The sequence below is a fragment of the Sphaerimonospora cavernae genome (genome assembly GCF_042435035.1).
GTDB lineage: Bacteria > Actinomycetota > Actinomycetes > Streptosporangiales > Streptosporangiaceae > Sphaerimonospora > Sphaerimonospora cavernae.
Map to the genome: position 1 here is coordinate 79,537 of NZ_JBHMQT010000044.1, position 16,072 is coordinate 95,608.

The 16,072-nt window shown below is 69.8% G+C and carries 20 protein-coding genes and 1 pseudogene; 16 read left to right on the forward strand and 5 right to left on the reverse strand.

Translation table 11 applies throughout. The features are described 5' to 3' along the window. The first annotated feature begins 157 nt into the window (after positions 1-157). The 5 genes from ACFHYQ_RS20355 (at position 158) to ACFHYQ_RS20375 (ending at position 3,203) form a co-directional block, all read left to right on the forward strand. A complete protein-coding gene (locus tag ACFHYQ_RS20355) occupies positions 158-550 on the forward strand; it encodes a MerR family transcriptional regulator (protein WP_394302738.1) in 393 nt (130 codons plus the stop codon). Continuing rightward, positions 547-861 (forward strand): thioredoxin, encoded by a 315-nt coding sequence (gene trxA, locus ACFHYQ_RS20360; RefSeq protein WP_394302739.1) that lies wholly within the window; start codon positions 547-549, stop codon positions 859-861. Before ACFHYQ_RS20355 ends, trxA begins: the two co-directional genes overlap by 4 nt. Positions 862-1,183: 322 nt before the next feature. Next, complete coding sequence (locus tag ACFHYQ_RS20365; RefSeq protein ID WP_394303016.1) at positions 1,184-1,609, forward strand: DoxX family protein; 426 nt, start codon at positions 1,184-1,186, stop codon at positions 1,607-1,609. Between the two features lie 120 nt (positions 1,610-1,729). Continuing rightward, positions 1,730-2,953, forward strand: a complete 1,224-nt coding sequence (locus ACFHYQ_RS20370) for an NAD(P)/FAD-dependent oxidoreductase (RefSeq protein WP_394302740.1) — start codon at positions 1,730-1,732, stop codon at positions 2,951-2,953. 7 nt (positions 2,954-2,960) lie between these two features. Next, the gene (locus tag ACFHYQ_RS20375; RefSeq protein ID WP_394303017.1) at positions 2,961-3,203 is read left to right on the forward strand and encodes a VOC family protein; all 243 of its coding nucleotides are present in this window, start codon (positions 2,961-2,963) and stop codon (positions 3,201-3,203) included. Positions 3,204-3,276: 73 nt separating this feature from the next. On the opposite strand, the gene ACFHYQ_RS29395 is transcribed toward ACFHYQ_RS20375, so the two are convergent. The 3 genes and pseudogenes from ACFHYQ_RS29395 to ACFHYQ_RS20385 all read right to left on the reverse strand — a co-directional run bounded on the left by ACFHYQ_RS29395 (position 3,277) and on the right by ACFHYQ_RS20385 (position 4,070). Then, entirely contained in the window at positions 3,277-3,594 is a 318-nt protein-coding gene (locus ACFHYQ_RS29395; protein WP_446746306.1) for a Clp protease N-terminal domain-containing protein, read from the reverse strand. Between the two features lie 90 nt (positions 3,595-3,684). After that, positions 3,685-3,834: pseudogene (locus ACFHYQ_RS29400) on the reverse strand (Clp protease N-terminal domain-containing protein); the annotation flags it as partial. A 2-nt stretch (positions 3,835-3,836) separates the two neighbouring features. Beyond that, the gene (locus ACFHYQ_RS20385) at positions 3,837-4,070 is read right to left on the reverse strand and encodes an RNA polymerase subunit sigma-70 (protein WP_394302742.1); all 234 of its coding nucleotides are present in this window, start codon (positions 4,068-4,070) and stop codon (positions 3,837-3,839) included. A gap of 187 nt (positions 4,071-4,257) precedes the next feature. Here ACFHYQ_RS20385 and ACFHYQ_RS20390 point away from each other — a divergent pair, with 187 nt between their 5' ends. Together ACFHYQ_RS20390 and ACFHYQ_RS20395 are read left to right on the forward strand one after the other, a co-directional pair. Then, positions 4,258-4,635 (forward strand): VOC family protein, encoded by a 378-nt coding sequence (locus ACFHYQ_RS20390; RefSeq protein WP_394302743.1) that lies wholly within the window; start codon positions 4,258-4,260, stop codon positions 4,633-4,635. 117 nt (positions 4,636-4,752) lie between these two features. Further along, the gene (locus ACFHYQ_RS20395) at positions 4,753-5,454 is read left to right on the forward strand and encodes an alpha/beta fold hydrolase (protein ID WP_394302744.1); all 702 of its coding nucleotides are present in this window, start codon (positions 4,753-4,755) and stop codon (positions 5,452-5,454) included. Positions 5,455-5,465: 11 nt separating this feature from the next. Here the strand turns inward: ACFHYQ_RS20395 and ACFHYQ_RS20400 are convergent, their stop codons facing one another. Continuing rightward, positions 5,466-6,692: a cysteine desulfurase-like protein gene (locus tag ACFHYQ_RS20400; protein ID WP_394302745.1), complete on the reverse strand. Its 1,227-nt coding sequence runs from the start codon at positions 6,690-6,692 to the stop codon at positions 5,466-5,468. Between the two features lie 93 nt (positions 6,693-6,785). Here ACFHYQ_RS20400 and ACFHYQ_RS20405 point away from each other — a divergent pair, with 93 nt between their 5' ends. Continuing rightward, positions 6,786-7,532: an SDR family NAD(P)-dependent oxidoreductase gene (locus ACFHYQ_RS20405; RefSeq protein ID WP_394302746.1), complete on the forward strand. Its 747-nt coding sequence runs from the start codon at positions 6,786-6,788 to the stop codon at positions 7,530-7,532. A 2-nt stretch (positions 7,533-7,534) separates the two neighbouring features. Here ACFHYQ_RS20405 and ACFHYQ_RS20410 read toward each other — a convergent pair whose 3' ends face one another. Further along, positions 7,535-8,062, reverse strand: a complete 528-nt coding sequence (locus ACFHYQ_RS20410; RefSeq protein ID WP_394302747.1) for a GNAT family N-acetyltransferase — start codon at positions 8,060-8,062, stop codon at positions 7,535-7,537. Between the two features lie 132 nt (positions 8,063-8,194). Here ACFHYQ_RS20410 and ACFHYQ_RS20415 point away from each other — a divergent pair, with 132 nt between their 5' ends. From ACFHYQ_RS20415 to ACFHYQ_RS20450, 8 genes are all read left to right on the forward strand, one after another. Further along, positions 8,195-9,157, forward strand: a complete 963-nt coding sequence (locus tag ACFHYQ_RS20415) for a hypothetical protein (protein WP_394302748.1) — start codon at positions 8,195-8,197, stop codon at positions 9,155-9,157. Positions 9,158-9,250: 93 nt separating this feature from the next. Beyond that, a complete protein-coding gene (locus tag ACFHYQ_RS20420) occupies positions 9,251-11,281 on the forward strand; it encodes a glycosyltransferase (RefSeq protein ID WP_394302749.1) in 2,031 nt (676 codons plus the stop codon). A gap of 87 nt (positions 11,282-11,368) precedes the next feature. Continuing rightward, positions 11,369-12,433 (forward strand): energy-coupling factor ABC transporter permease, encoded by a 1,065-nt coding sequence (locus ACFHYQ_RS20425; RefSeq protein ID WP_394302750.1) that lies wholly within the window; start codon positions 11,369-11,371, stop codon positions 12,431-12,433. A gap of 13 nt (positions 12,434-12,446) precedes the next feature. Beyond that, positions 12,447-13,211, forward strand: coding sequence for a cobalt ECF transporter T component CbiQ (cbiQ, locus tag ACFHYQ_RS20430; RefSeq protein ID WP_394302751.1), 765 nt, complete (start codon positions 12,447-12,449; stop codon positions 13,209-13,211). Beyond that, positions 13,208-13,981, forward strand: coding sequence for an energy-coupling factor ABC transporter ATP-binding protein (locus ACFHYQ_RS20435; protein WP_394302752.1), 774 nt, complete (start codon positions 13,208-13,210; stop codon positions 13,979-13,981). Before cbiQ ends, ACFHYQ_RS20435 begins: the two co-directional genes overlap by 4 nt. Positions 13,982-14,021: 40 nt before the next feature. Beyond that, positions 14,022-14,369, forward strand: coding sequence for an STAS domain-containing protein (locus tag ACFHYQ_RS20440; protein WP_204014426.1), 348 nt, complete (start codon positions 14,022-14,024; stop codon positions 14,367-14,369). Positions 14,370-14,402: 33 nt separating this feature from the next. After that, entirely contained in the window at positions 14,403-15,182 is a 780-nt protein-coding gene (locus ACFHYQ_RS20445) for an SDR family NAD(P)-dependent oxidoreductase (protein ID WP_394302753.1), read from the forward strand. A 36-nt stretch (positions 15,183-15,218) separates the two neighbouring features. Continuing rightward, a complete protein-coding gene (locus ACFHYQ_RS20450) occupies positions 15,219-15,983 on the forward strand; it encodes a crotonase/enoyl-CoA hydratase family protein (RefSeq protein WP_394302754.1) in 765 nt (254 codons plus the stop codon). Positions 15,984-16,072 lie beyond the last annotated feature (89 nt).

A 16,072-nucleotide genomic window follows, 5' to 3' on the forward strand; every position in this document is an offset into this window, starting at 1 on the left:
CGGCGGGAGGTGGCGATGCCGATGAAACGGCAAGGGCTGGACGGCTCGAGCGGGATCGCGACCAGGTCACCGCCTCGGGCATTTTCGGCCTCCGCCGCGACTTGACCTTGACGTCGGCGTCAAGGCTTAGCGTCTGGGATCGGGAGGGCGGCGGCTGATGCGGATCGGAGAGCTGGCCAGGCGCACGGGAGTGAGCACCCGTGCGCTGCGCTACTACGAGCAGCAGGGACTCATCCACGCCGAACGCTCGGCGAACGGATATCGGGAGTACGACGAGTCGGACGTGCGGCTCGTCGCGGAGATCCGCACGCTGATGACGGTCGGTTTCACGCTGGAAGACGCCCGGCCGTTCGTGGAGTGCCTGCGGTCGGGACGTCCGACGGGGAGTTCCTGCCCCGAGTCGGTCGCCGTCTACCAGCGCAAGCTGCTGGAGATCGACGCAGAGATCCGTACGCTGCTGGCCCGCCGGTCGGAGGTCGCCGCCCAACTGGCCGAGGCCTGCCCCGGCTGTCTGCTGTCGCGACGAGGAGAGACGCGAGGAGTGACATGATCACGCTTACCGCCGAGAATTTCGCCGAGCAGGTGCTGCGGAGCGACAAGCCGGTGCTGGTGGACTTCTGGGCCGACTGGTGCCCGCCGTGCCGGATGATCGCGCCGATTCTGGAGGAGATCGCCGAGGAGTACGGCGACCGCCTCACGGTGGCCAAGCTCAACGCCGACGACCACCCCGAAATCGCGCAGCGGTACGGCGTCATGGCGTTCCCTACGCTCAACCTCTACCGGAACGGCGAGGTTGTCCAGCAGGTGCGGGGCGCGAGGCCCAAGCGCCTCCTGCTGGCCGAGTTCGCCGCCCATATCTGATCTCTGCGCGTCTTGGGCGGTTTCGCCGCGACACTGCCCCTGAGCAGGTCCGCCGAGCCCATCGGCTGCAGGAGACCCGCGGCCCGGGCCGCCCGAAGGGACGGATCGTCGTACGGCCCTGACCGGCGCACCGAACAGTCGGGAGGCTTGACCAGAGGGTCGCAAGGCGAACGGAGCATTGACCGACACAAGGTTGTACGGACGTTGGTCCGCCATAACGTTGGACGTGAGGCTCATCGATCCAATGGACTGCCCACGCTCTCCTGGGGACCGGAACACATCCGCGAGCGGTGGCAGGGAACAGGGGACTCCCGTGATCGAGATGGCACGGCCGATCGCGCTGCTGCTCGCCCGCGTCGCTCTCGGCTTCATCTTCTTCGCGCATGGTTGGGAGAAGTTCGTGGTGTCGGGCATCGACGCCACGGCCGCCTACCTTCGGTCGGAGAGTGTGCCGCTTCCCTGGGTCGCCGCTCTGGGAACGGCCATCCTCGAGCTGGTCGGAGGCGCGGCCCTGGTGCTCGGGCTGCTGCTGCCGGTGTTCGGCATGCTGTTCACGCTCGACATGCTGGGAGCGTTCATCTTCGTCCATGCCGACAAGGGCATTTTCGTGAGCACCGACGGCTTCGAACTCGTCCTGGGGCTGGCCGCGGCCAGCCTGGCGATCGCCTTCAGCGGCGGTGGGATGCTGGCCGCCGACAGTCGGCTGCGGAGGCACCGGGCGAAGGCTTCCGAGCACGCCGTGCGGTGAAGCGCGCGCCAGCCGTACTGGCCGTACCACCCGGGTCGCGAGAGACTGGCGTCATCACATCCGTCGCACCACTCACGGCAGCAGGGAGCACGCCTGATGGCACAGCCACAGCCTACGTTCGTGATCGTCGGAGCAAGCCTGGCCGGGGCGAAGGCGGCCGAGGCGCTGCGCGGGCACGGGTTCGACGGCCGGATCGTGCTCCTGGGGGACGAGCAGGAGCGGCCGTACGAGCGTCCGCCGCTGTCCAAGGGATATCTGCAGGGCAAGCAGGAGCGGGAGAAGATCTTCGTGCACCCGCCGGAGTGGTACGCCGACCAGCGCATCGATCTGCGGCTGGGCAGCACGGTCGGCGCCATCGACCGGGACCGGCGTGTGGTGACCGTCTCCGGCGGCGACCGGGCCGGTGGGGAAGAGATCGGCTACGACAAGCTGCTGCTGACCACCGGTGCCTCCCCGCGCCGCCTTCCCGTCCCCGGGGCCGACCTCGACGGCGTCCTCTACCTGCGCGGCGTCGGCGACTCCGAACGCATCCGGCAGGTCTTCCAGACCGCCTCCCGCGTCGTCTTCGTCGGGGGAGGCTGGATCGGCCTGGAGGTGGCCGCCTCGGCCAGGGAGGCCGGCGTCGACGCGACCGTTCTGGAGGCGGACGAGCTGCCGCTGCTGCGCGTCCTGGGCCCCCGGATCGCCTCCGTCTTCGCCGACCTGCACCGCGAGCACGGCGTGGACCTGCGGCTCGGGGCGCAGGTCACCGAGATCGTGACCGATGGCGGTCGCGCCACCGGGGTACGGCTCGCCGACGGCACCCGGATCGACGGCGACGCTGTCGTGGTCGGCATCGGCGTCACTCCCAACACCCGGCTCGCCGCCGAAGCCGGCCTGGAGGTCGACAACGGCATCGTGGTCGACGCCTCCCTGCGGACCAGAGACCCGGACGTCTACGCGGCCGGTGACGTGGCCAACGCCTTCCACCCCCTGCTCGGCAGGCACATCCGCGTGGAGCACTGGGCCAATGCCCTGAACCAGCCCCAGGCGGCCGCGCGTTCGATGCTGGGCGAGCCCGTGGCGTACGACCGTGTCCCATACTTCTTCACCGACCAGTACGACCTCGGCATGGAGTACGCGGGCTACGCCGAGCGGTGCGATGACGTGGTCGTACGCGGCGACCTCACGCGGCGGGAGTTCATCGCGTTCTGGCTGGCCGACGGCCGGGTGCTGGCCGGGATGAACGTGAACATCTGGGACGTCGTAGAGCAGATCCAGGGCCTGATCCACTCAGGAGTCCGGGTCGACCGGGACCGGCTCGCCGACCCCGACGTCCCCCTGGATCAACTGATGACCAGTTGACGACCAGCTGCACACCGACTCCGGCCTCGTGCTCGCCTTCCAGGGTGTGGACGAGTACGTGCCGCCCCGCTGGCCTGATCCGGCCCGTCCCCAGCATTTCCATCTGGACGTCGACGTGCCGGACCTCGACCGAGCCCAACGGCAGGTCCTCCGGCTCGGTGCGACGCTGTTGGACGAGGGCGACGGGACCCGTGGATGGCGGGTCTACGCCGACCCCGCGGGGCACCCCTTCTGTCTCGTGCGCGGCTGAAGGCGCGATGTGTATCACACCGCCGCAGTCCGAGGCGGTGTGTGCCACCCATTGTTCTCACGGAGGCCCATCGTCAGGTCAGCCGGGTTCGGAGCGCCGTGCGGAGCGATCGCGGGTCGATGCCGGCGTCGGTCATGACTCTCACACCCAGGCCCTCGCCATCCCTGAGGATGCCGAGCAGGATGTGGCCGTCGCCGATTTCCCTGCTCTTCATCGCGAGCGCCTCCCGCAGCGACAGCTCCAGGGTCTTCTTCGCTCGGGAGGTGAAGGGAATGTAGCGGCCGCTGCGCAGCGTCCCGCGATGATTCAGGCTGGGCGGGCGGTCGAGGGAGCCAGGACCGAAGACGGCCTCGACCTTCTCCCGGACGGCTGACAGGTCGATGCCGATCACCTCCAGGGCGTCGGCGTCGAGGTCTTCGGCCGGGCTGCCCAGAAGCCGGGTGATCGCGTTGAGCGCCCGTTCGTGGTCGAGTCCGTGGTCGTTCAGCAACTGCGTCGACAGGCTCTCGGGCTGCCGCAGGAGGCCCAGGAGCAGGTGTTCGGTGCCGATGTGGGTGTGACGCAGCCCTCGCGCCTCTTCTTGGGCACGCTTGACCACCTGCCGGGCATCCTCGGTGAATCGTTCGAACATCTCTACTTCTCCCGCCTCATCAGTCCTCGTCCACCCGCGTACTTCTTGTGCACCGCCTGGCGCGAGACGCCCAGCAGCAGCGCGATGTCCTGCCAGGACCACCCCGCTTCACGTGCGTTCTCCACCTGGAGCGCCTCGAGCCGCTCGACCAGCAGCCGCAGTGCCCGTACGGCACGCAGGCCGATGGCCGGGTCCCGGTTGCTCGCGTCTGCGGCCAACTTCGCCGTGTCGTTCATGATGTCAACCTACGTTGACGCGACTCGGCTGTCAACCTATGTTGACGTCACTTTCCGCGGGGCTCGTGGGCGTCAGAGTTAGCCGAGGCCGAGGCAAGGTAGACGAACTGACCGCCGGCTACCGGATAGACCTCTAAGATCCCGAGAATTCCGGCTTTTCCGGTCCAACTGATCAAGGAGGGAAGACATGGTCGGCAACGTGCAGTGTGTGGTGCTGGACTGCCCCGATGCCGTGGCTCTCGCCCGCTTCTACCAATCGATTCTCGGCGGCGAGGTAAACCGGCCCGATCCTCGCTGGAGGGTCAGAGACACCTGGGCCACACTGCACACCGCTTCCGGTCTGGTGCTCGCGTTCCAGGGCGTGGACGAGTACGTGCCGCCCCGCTGGCCGGATCCGGCCCGCCCGCAGCACCTCCATCTGGACATCGACGTGCCGGACCTCGACCAGGCCCAGCGACAGGTCCTCCGACTCGGTGCCGCGTTGCTGGACGACGGCGACGGGATACGCGACTGGCGGGTCTTCGCCGACCCCGCAGGCCATCCCTTCTGCCTGATTCGCAACTGAGCGCGTGATCTCGTACGGCCCCGCCGTTCAGGCGATCGCGTGGGCGGCCGAACGGCTCCGCCAGGGTCGTACGGAAATGCGTGGTACGCGAATTTTTCGCGGACGTATCCTGCGGAGATGGCTGATCACCAGAGGGTCGTCGTCAACGGCATCCGGCTCGCCTACCGCGTCTACGGCCCCGCCGACGCCCCGCCGCTGGTGCTGCTCCACGCGCTGGGCGAGGACTCGACGGACTGGAACGGCGTGATCGACGCCTTCGCCGCGCACCGACGGGTGTACGCCCTCGACCTGCGTGGCCACGGCCGGAGCGACTGGCCGGGGGAGTACGGCCTCGAACTCATGCGGGACGACGTCCTCGCGTTCCTGGACACGCTGTCGCTCGCCCAGGTGGACGTGATCGGACATTCGATGGGCGGGATGGTGGCCTACCTGCTGGCCGAGGAGCACCCGGGGCGGGTGAACCGGCTGGCACTGGAGGACATCGGGGCCCCGATGCCGCGCGAGCGGCGCGTTCCCGCCAGACCGGACGGGCCGCTGCCGTACGACTGGGCGATGGTGACGGCCATCAGGGCGCAGATCGACGACCCCGACCCGGTCTGGCTGGCTCGACTGCAGGAGATCACCGCGCCCACGCTCGTCGTGGGCGGCGGACCGGCCAGCCCCATGCCGCAGGAGCGGGTCGCCGAGCTGGCCCGCCGCATCCGCGACAGCCGGCACGTCACCATCCCCGCCGGACACCTCATCCATCAGGCCGAGCCCGAGGCGTTCACGAGAGCCGTGCTGGCGTTCCTGCTGGGTACGGAAGATCCGCCGCGGTGACGGGTCCCGGGCTACCCGCCGTTGACGTCGCCGTTTCGCGGCAGATCGTCGAGTGCATCGAGGAGCCGGTCGACGTCGGACCGGTCGTTGTAGTGGACGAGCCCGGCCCGTACGGCGGAGCCCTCGTCGCGGATGCCGAGCGCCCGCGTCAGCTCCCAGGCGTAGCAGTGCCCGTCCCACACGTTGACCTTGCGCGCGGCGAGGTGCTCGGCGACCCGCTGCGGCGAGTGTCCGGCGACGTTGAAATACACGGTGGCGGTGCGACGGGCGGGCGAGCCGACCAGCCGCACACGGGACAGAGACGACAGGCCCTTGAGCAGGTGGGCCAGCTCGGCCTGCTCGTACGCCTCGACCGCCGCCATCGAGGCGAGCAGCCGTTCCCGGCGGGTTCCGGTGGCGTCCGGGTCCAGATCGGCGAGGTGATCGACCGCAGCCGCGACCCCGGCCAGGTCGGCGAAGGGCAGGGTGCCGGTCTCGAACCGGTCGGGCACCTCCGACGGCGAGGAGGCCAGCTTGTCGGGCTGGAGTCGCTCCAGCAGTTCCGGCCGGGCGATGACCGATCCGATGTGCGGGCCGGACCACTTGTAGGAGCTGGTCGCGTAGAAGTCGGCGCCGAGCGCGGCCACGTCGATCGGCAGGTGCGGGGTGGCGTGAACGCCGTCCACGTAGGTCAGCGCCCCCACCGCGTGGGCCCGTTCGGTGATCCGCGGAATGTCGGGCATGGTCCCCAGAATGTTGCTCGCCGCGGTGACCGCGACCAGTCTGGTGCGTTCCGTCACGAGCTCGTCGTACTGCTCGGCGGGCAGTTCACCGCTCGGCACGTCGACGGACGCCCAGCGGACGCGCGCGCCGGCGCGGGTCGCCGCCTGCACCCAGGGGCGTACGTTGGCGTCGTGGTCGAGCCGGGACAGCACGATCTCGTCGTCGGGTCCCCACTCCTTGGACAGCGCGTACGCGAACCGATAGGTCAGGGTGGTCATGTTGGGGCCGAAGACCACGCCCCGGGCATCTCCGCCGACGAGGTCGGCGACGGCCTGCCGGGCCTGCCCGACGATGGCGTCGGACCGGGCGCTGGCCGGGAACGCCCCGTGTGAGTTGCCGATGCCCGTGGTGTAGGCGGCGGCGATGGCGTCGATCACCGGCTGGGGCACCTGGGTGCCGGCTGCGGCGTCCAGCCAGGCGTAGCCGTCGGACAGCGCGGGATAAAGGGCGCGGACGCGTTCGATGTCGAAGCTCATGGCTCACCAGTGTCGTGAGATATCAGGCCGGTGGGAAGAGGGAATTTCAGTACGATATCGGGAGGAATATCGCCAAACTGGTAACCTCTGCCGATGAGCGGAAGAGCAGTGCTGGTGACGGGGGCATCCCGCGGCATCGGACGGGCGATCGCGCTGGCCTTCGCCGCCCAGGGCGACCGGGTCGCCGTCCACCATCGAAACTCCCCCGACCTGGCCGAACAGCTCCGGGCCGAGCTACCCGGAGACGGCCACGTGGTCGTACGGGCCGACGTCGCCGATCCCGCCGAGGCGCGGCGGATGGTCGAGGAGGTCGCGGCCGCCCTCGACGGCGTCGACGTGCTGGTCAACAACGCGGGGATCTTCGCCCACCACCCGATCACCGAGGTGACGTACGAGGAGTGGCAGGCCGTGTGGCGGGAGACGCTGGACGTCAACCTCATCGGTCCCGCCAACGTCACCTGGAATGCCGTACGGCACATGGGCCGCGGCGGCAGGATCGTCAACGTCTCGTCACGCGGCGCCTTCCGCGGTGAGCCCGACAGTCCCGCCTACGGCGCCGGCAAGGCCGGCATGAACGCCATGGGCCAGTCGCTCGCCATCGCCCTCGCCCCGCTGGGCATCGCCGTGGCCACCGTGGCGCCCGGTTTCGTGGAGACCGACATGGTGACCGAGCATCTCAAGGGGGAGCGGGGCGACGCGATCCGGACGCAGAGCCCGTTCGGGAGGGTGGCCAGGCCCGAGGAGATCGCGGCGGCCGTGCTGTATCTCGCCTCCCCGGCCGCCGAGTGGGCCAGCGGCACGATCGTCGACCTCAACGGCGCCTCCTACCTCCGCAGCTGAACTCAGAGAGGGTTTTCGAGACTTCGGGCGTATCTGACTTCCGGAACGGAGATTCCTCCGACGGGCCATTCGGTCTGGGATCCGTCGAAACGGAATCCGGCGCGCTCGTAGAAGCGTCGGGCACGGTGGTTCTCCGCCAGCACCCACAGGGTGAGAGCGGTGAACCCCGACTTTTCCGCCCGTCCGACCAGTTCTGCCATGAGGGCGCGGCCGACGCCTGTGCCGATCCGCGCCGGGGCCACGTACAGCGCGTATATCTCGCCGTCGGTGTCGGCGGCGTCGTCGTCACGGCAGGGGCCCAGAGCTCCCCAGCCTGTCACGCCCTGATCGTCTTCAACGACGAGGTTCTGGATGCGGGAGTCCTGTAGAAACAGCCTCCCGCGCCGTTCCGCGTCGGCCTCGACGCTGAGCCCGTCCAGGTAGTCGTCGGGAATGATCCCGCGGTACGCCGTCTGCCAGCCGGTGACGCGGAGCGTCGACACCGCCCGGATATCGTGCTCGGTCATGTCCCGGACGTGGACACCGCTCACGACGTGCTCCCCCTGTCAGGCGAATCCGATGCGGTGATCCTACGGTCGGGACGACATTTCGGTCGATCGGATACTCTCGTGGCCCTGATCGTCGCCTGACAGCGGGTTTACCGACGTGGGAAGAGGCAATTCGTGGCTCCCCGACATTTTCCGGCCGTTGCGATCGGCGTCCTGGTGGCGGGCGTGCTGACCGCGGGTGTGGCCACTGTTTTCAGCAGCGGGAGCGCCGAGACGGGCGGGCCCCCGGTGCCGGTGCCCACGTCCGCCGAGGACTTCGTCCTCCCGATGGACGCCTACAACGTGTCGGCCGCACAGCACGTCGAGATAGCGCGGGCGCGCGCCGATCTGGTCGAAGACTGCATGCGTGCGTTCGGGTACGACCTGCGGATCCAGGTGCCCGATGTAGCCTCTTATTCACAAAATGGGCTTGTCGATTGGCTTGGCGACCTGCAGGTCGACCGGTATGGCTATGCCGGACCGCCCGGCCGTACCCGGCAATCCGCAGCAGACGACGATCGAGGCATCTTCGCGGTCACGGACGACGAGTTCCGCGTCATGGTGGGCAAGACCGCCCGCGTAGGCGGCAAGAAGGTCCCCGTCGGAGGATGCGACGGGGCGGTCGAAGGAATCCTCAACGCCGGTGCGTCGGGTCTCGACGGTCAGGAGACCCCCGGAAAGACGGACGTCTACCGACTGGGCGACCTTCAGAGCGGGGCGGCCGAGTCCGCGTACCGGGACCCGGGATTGCACCGAGCCGGCGCGGCGTGGGCCGAGTGCATGCGCAAGGCCGGGTATGCCTATTCTCAGCCCGAGGAAGCCACAGCCGATCCTCGCTGGGCCATCACCGCCAAGAACGACCACGATCCTCCCCCGCAGGGGACCCCGGTGGAGATCCGAACCGCGGTGGACGACCATCGGTGCCGCCTGGAGACCAACTATTACGGGAAACGCCAGGCCATCTATGCCGCCCACCAACAGAAGGCCATCGACGCGAACCCACGTCTGCTCGCCGGCTTTCACGACCTGATGACCACTCGACTGCGTAACGCCCGGCAGGTCAACAGCGGCGCGCCGGTCGTACGCCCCTGGGACTGATCGGCCGGCGGCGCCCCGCGTCAGAGAGAGCGTCCGGCGGGTCGTGGTGGATGGTCGATGGTTTGCCGTGTCCACGTCACATAATGGTTGACGATGGATGCGGAGCGTGATGGAGCGGTCGACGTCAGCATCGTGGTGGCGGCGTACGACTGCCGTGCGCACCTCGACGACTGCCTGACCGCCCTCCTCGTGCAGCGCGTGAGCACAGAGATCATCGTGGTGGACGACGGCTCCCGCGACGGCACGCGTCGGCTCCTCGAGCTCTACGCGACCCACCACCCCCGCGTGATCACCGTGATCCGTCAGCGGCATACGGGCCTGCGCGGCAGGGCGCGCAACGTGGGGCTGGCGGCGGCGACCGGACGCTACGTCTTCTTCTGCGACCCGGCCGACCGCCTCGGCGTGGAGGCGCTGCGGCGGATGGTCGCCATGGGCGACCGGAACGGTTCCGACATCGTGCTGGGTAAGGTCGTCCGCCATGGCCGGGCGGTTCCCCGCCCGCCCGCCGCCCTCTACCGCGAGAACGCCGAGCGCGTGGCCTTACGCGGCAGCGCCGTCTACGACGATCTGTCCTGCGCCAAGCTGTTCCGGCGCAGCCTGCTCGAACGGCACGGCATCCGCTTCGACGAGGCGCTCCGCCTGGACGCGGACATGGGCGCGGATGCCGGTGTGGACGTGGGGGCGGGCTCGGCGGCGGATTCCGACACGGATGCCGCCTTGGACCTGGTCTTCTCGGTCCACGCGTACTGTCATGCCCAAGTGATCTCCGTGGTGGCCGATCACGACTGTTATCACCGGCTTCCTCATGCTGCCCGTCCCGACCTCGACGCCGCCGAGGCGGAACACGACGACCTCGATGCCGACGACTCCGACTCCGACGATCTGGACTCCGGCAACGTGGACTCCGGCAACGTGGAGTCCGGGTGGCAGGGGCCGATGGCCGGCGCCGACCCGCTCACCTGGCTGCGGGTGATCCGTACCCCCATCGCGTTGATGGCACGGCACATTCCGCCGGGGCCGCTGCGCGATCATCTGCTCCTGCGCCATTTCCACCTGGACATCTTCGCCCAGCTCGGCGCACCGTTCCTGGCCGCGGGCGAGGCCGAGCGCGAGAAGATCGCGCACGAGGTGGCGGGCATCTGCGCGGACTGGCTGACCAGGGGAGTGCGGGACCGGCTGGAGGGAGCCGACCGCGCCCGGGCCGGCTCGCTGCACGATCTCGACCGGCTCGTACGGCTCGCGCGCGTGGAGACGGCACGCCTCCGGCACCGCCTGACCGGCGTGGAGTGGCAGGGCGGACGGTTGACGATCTCCGGACGCGTCTCGCTCGGCGGCCTCGACGGGCAGCCGGGTGTCGTGCTGCGCGAGCGGACCTCGCTGGAGGAGCGTCGCCCCCCGGTCACGCGGGTGGCCGACGTGTTCAGTGCCGTGATCGAGGCGGCCTCGCTCCCCGCGGGCGTGTGGGACGTGTACGCGGCCGTCGAGTGCGAGGGTGCGCGCAGGCTGGCCAGGCTCGGGCGGAGGCGGGCCACCGGCGTGTGCGTCCCCGGCCCACGGTTCGCCGACGGCGTCGTGGTCGTGCCGTTCCTCACCCGGGCCCACGGTCATCTCACCCTCGACGTCGGCGGCCATGTCGTCCGGGTCCCCGGCTCGGTACGGCTCACGCGCAGCCAATGGGTGGGCAGACGTCTGCGGGTCGCGGGCCGCGTGCACGTGGGCAAGACGCCGGGGGCGGCAGCCGTACGGCACCTGATCTGGCGTGAGCGGTCCTCGGGCCTGGAACGGCGTGTGGCGGCGCGGGCGACCGGGCCGCAGACGTTCGCGGCGGAGACGGGACGCCTGCGTCCCGGGACGTGGGACGCGCATCTCGAGCTCGACGTCGGCGGGCCGCCCGCCAGGTTCCCGGTGAAGGTCGGCAGGCCGGAGGCGCTGGAGCGGCCGCTGCGCTGGTGGCACGGCCCGGTGCGGTGGACGGCCAGGCCGTACGCGACGGCGGTCAACCGTCGTCTCAGCCTCGCGGTGCGCGCGGCCACGCCGCTCACGTTGCTCCGGCGGGCGCTTCGCCGTCTCCGTGCCCTTCGTGTCGGCCCCGGTCTCGCCATGCCCCGTCTCCGGCGTCACTAATGGGGCACATCACTAGTTGCAAGTAGTTTGCAACTACACTCTCTTGCCTTAGAGTCGAAGCAATTACCCGTTTTGAAGGGGTTTGGCATGCACGTGCCCGATGGGTTCTTCAACCTCCCCGTGTCCGTCGGTGCCGGTGCCGTCGCCGTGACCGGGGTGGGGGTCTGCCTCCGCGGCGCCCGGCGTGAGCTGGATGATCGGACCGCGCCGATGGCCGGTCTGGTCGCCGCGTTCATCTTCGCGGTGCAGATGCTCAACTTCCCCGTGGCGGCCGGGACCAGCGGGCACCTGCTGGGCGGGGCGCTGGCGGCGATACTCGTCGGGCCGTACACAGCGGTCCTGTGTGTGTCCGTGGTCCTGCTCGTCCAGGGGTTCTTCTTCGCCGACGGCGGCCTGACCGCGCTGGGGATCAACATCACCCTCATGGCGATCGTGACGACGATCGTCGGCTGGGCGGTCTTCCGGCTGATCACGCGTAGCGTGCCGGGCAGCCGTGCCGCCATCGTGGCCGCGTCGTTCGTGGCCGCACTGGTGTCCGTGCCGGCCTCGGCGCTCGTGTTCACGTTGCTGTTCTGGATCGGTGGCACCGCGCCCATCGACATCGCCTCGGTGGCCGCCGCGATGGGCGGCGTGCACGTACTGATCGGAATCGGGGAGGGGCTGATCACCGCGCTCACCGTGAGCAGCGTGCTGGCGGTCCGGCCCGACCTGGTGTACGGCGCGCGCGGCCTGGCCCGGCGCCTGGTGCTGCGCACGGCTGAGGGTGGCGAGGTCCCGGTCACCGAGATCCCCGTCACCGAGGCCCCCGAGCCGACCGCCGCCCCCTCCGCAGCCCCCTCCGCCGGTCGCCTCCGTCCGCTGTTCATCGGTGGTGGCCTCGTGGCCATCCTGCTCGCCGGTGTGGTGTCCTTCTACGCCTCCAGCTCCCCTGACGGCCTGGAGAAGGTGGCCGCCGACAAGGGGCTGAACGCGCACGAGCAGGATCACGGCCTGAGCGACGCGCCGCTGGCCGACTACGGCGTCAAGGGAATCGACAACGAACGCCTGTCCGGCGGCCTGGCCGGGGTGGCCGGGGTCGCCATCACCGTTCTCGCCGGCGGCGCCGTCTTCTACACGGTACGGCGGCGGCAGCGGCACAAGGCCGCGGTGTGATTGTGGGACGTCAGTGAGCGCCGGGCATCACCACCAGCTCTACCGGGCGGGCGACACGCCCGTCCACCGGCTGCCGCCGCAGTGCAAGCTGGTGGCGGTGGCGGCCTTCGCGGTGGCCGTGGTGGCGACGCCGCGTGAGCGCTTCTGGGCCTTCGGGGTCTACGCGCTGCTGCTGGCGGCCGTGGCGGTGGCGGCGCGGGTGCCCGCGGGGTTCATCCTGCGCCGCATGGTCATCGAGGTGCCGTTCGTGCTGTTCGCCGTGGCGATCCCGATCATCGGCACGGGTGAGCGGGCCGAGGTGCTGGGGATGTCGCTCAGCGTTCCGGGTATGTGGGCGGCGTGGAACATCCTGGCCAAGGCGAGCCTCGGAGTGGTCGCCTCCATCCTGCTCGCGGCGACCACGGAGCCCCGGACGATGCTCCTGGGCGCGGAGCGGCTCCGCCTGCCGCGGCTGCTCGTGCAGATCGCGGCGTTCATGCTGCGCTACATGGACGTGATCCTCGACCAGATGCGCCGGATGCGGATCGCCAGGGAGTCGCGGGCGTTCGTGGCCAGGGACATCCGCCAGGCCCCGGTGCTGGCCAGATCGGCGGGTGCGCTGTTCATCAGGTCGTACGAGCGCGGGGAGCGGGTGCATCTCGCCATGCTGAGCCGGGGCTACGCCGGAGAAATGCCAGTAATTCGGGATTTGTCGGCGTCTGGGCGAGACTGGGGTATGGCCGTCATCCTGCCCTGCCTCGCCGCCGCGACAGCCGTACTCTCCTGGAGCATCGCATGACGGGCCCTCGCATGACGGGTGTGGACGCGCCGCCGTCGCTGAGGGTCAGCCGGCTGGCGTACGCGTACCCGGACGGGACGCAGGCGCTGTTCGGCGTGGACCTGACGATCCGGCGGGGGGAGCGGGTCGCGCTGCTCGGCCCGAACGGCGCGGGGAAGACCACCCTCGTCATGCACCTCAACGGCATCCTGACCGCGGGGCACGGCACGGTCGAGGTGGCCGGGCTGCCGGTGCGCAAGGACACGCTCCTGGAGATCCGCCGCCGCGTCGGCCTGGTGTTCCAGGATCCCGATGATCAGCTTTTCATGCCGACGGTCCGGGACGACGTCGCGTTCGGTCCCGCCAATCTCGGCCTGCGGGGCGATGAACTCGATCGGCGGGTGCGCGACGCGCTGACGCGGGTCGGCATGCTGGACGCGATCGACCGGCCGCCGCACCACCTGTCCTTCGGGCAGCGGCGGCGGGTGGCGGTCGCGACCGTGCTGGCGATGGAGCCGGAGATCCTCGTGCTGGACGAGCCGTCGTCCAACCTCGATCCCGCTTCGCGCCGGGAGCTGGCCGACATCCTGAAAAGTCTGGACGTGACCGTGCTGATGGTCACGCATGATCTTCCGTACGCGCTGGAGTTGTGCGAGCGCTCGCTGATCCTCTCCGGCGGCGTGATCGCGGCGGACGGCGCGACGCACTCGCTGCTCGCCGACGCCGGCCTGCTCGCCGCCCATCGACTTGAACTGCCGTACGGCTTCGCCGTCCCCGCTCTTCAGGAGTGATCCCCCAGTAAAGTGGGCCTCGTTGAGGAGGTACACGACGATGAAGCTGCGGCTCGCACGCCGTCCGCTCTCCGATGCCGTCGTCGTCGTGGCGGTGGAGGGGGAGCTGGATCTTTTTACCGCCCCGTTCCTGCGCGACGAGGTACGCGACGCCATCATGAATGACGGTCCGACGCTCGTTCTCGACCTCACGGATCTGTCGTTCATGGACTCGAGCGGGCTCAGCGTGCTGATCGAGGCGTGGCGGCTGGCCACCAGCGAGGGCGGCGTCGTCACCCTCGCCGCGCCGCAGCCACCCGTGGCCCGCATCCTCCGGACGACCGGGCTCGACCGGCGGATCAAGGTGTATCCGGACGTCGAGACCGCGATTTTGCCCGACCCCGAGTAGAACTTCATTCGGTTGTCGGGTTAGGGTCCGGCTATGGATCTGAACGGAGCATCAGCAATCGTCTCGGGTGGTGCCAGCGGCCTCGGCGAGGCCACGGCACGTGAACTGGCTCGGGTCGGCGCGACCGTGGTCATCGCGGACCTGAACGCCGAACGCGGCAAGGCGATCGCCGACGAGCTCGGCGGCGTCTTCGCGCAGACCGACGTGTCCGACGAGGCGTCCGTACAGGCAGCCGTGGAGGCGGCCGTCGCCACCGGCAAGCCGCTGCGCGCCGTGGTCAACAGCGCGGGCATCGGCTGGGCGCAGCGGACCGTCAACCGCGACGGTTCGCCGCACGACCTCGCGTCGTACCGCAAGGTGATCGACGTCAACCTCATCGGCACCTTCAACCTCATGCGCGTCGGCGCCGCCGCCATGGCCAGGACCGAGCCGGCCGACGCCGACGGTGCGCGTGGCGTGGTCGTCAACACCGCCTCGGTCGCCGGCATCGAGGGCCAGACCGGCCAGGTGGCGTACTCGGCCTCCAAGGGCGGCATCATCGGCATGACCGTGCCGGCCGCACGCGACCTCGCGGCCATCGGGGTCCGCGTGCTGACCATCGCGCCCGGCATCATCGACACCCCGATCTACGGCAAGATCGGCGACAAGAACGCCGATGAGTTCAAGGCCAAGCTCGCCGCCCCCGTGGTGTTCCCCAAGCGGATGGGCAGCGCCGCGGAGTTCGCCCACCTGGTCCGCTCGCTGATCGAGAACGACTACATGAACGGCGAGGTCATCCGCTTCGACGGCGGCATCCGCTTCCAGCCGAAGTGAGCCCACACCACTCAAGTCCGATCGGCGGAGGTGTTCATGTCTGACGAGGTTCTGGTAGAAGCCGATGGCGGCGTGGCCGTCGTCACCATCAACCGGCCGCGGGCCAAGAACGCGGTCAACGGTGCGGTGGCGCGCGGAATCGCCGCCGCCCTCGACGAACTGGACGAGCGCCGGGATGTCTCCGCGATCGTCATCACCGGTGCGGGCGGCACGTTCTGTGCCGGTATGGACCTGAAGGCCTTCCTCGGCGGAGACTTCCCGGTCGTCGAGGGGCGCGGCTTCGGCGGGATCACCGAGAGGTCGGCGCGCAAGCCGATGGTCGCGGCGGTCGAGGGGTACGCCCTGGCGGGCGGTTTCGAGATCGCCCTGTCCTGCGACGTCATCGTCGCGTCGGAGGAGGCGAAGTTCGGCCTGCCCGAGCCCAAGCGCGGTCTGGTCGCCGCCGCGGGCGGGGTCATGAGGCTGCCGCGCCGGATTCCGTACCACGTGGCGATGGAGATCGCGCTGACCGGCGACTTCTATCCCACGTCCCGGCTCTACGAGCTGGGGCTGGTCAACCGCGTGACACCCGCGGGCGAGGCGCTGGCCGGGGCGCTGGAGCTGGCCCGCAAGATCGCGGCGAACGCGCCGCTGGCCCTCGCCGCGACCAAGCGGGTCGTCATCGAGTCGGCCGACTGGTCACAGGAGGAGATGTTCGCGAAGCAGAGCGAGATCACCGGTCCGATCTTCGCTTCGAAGGACGCGATGGAGGGCGCGGCGGCCTTCGCCGAGAAGCGCGCCCCCAACTGGTCGGGGGAGTAGCCCTCCCGGACCCCTCCCTGAAGGTCCCGGCGCGTTCGGCGATGCCGAACTGCCGGGTTACGCCAAGCCGTACGGCACGGGCACGTGAG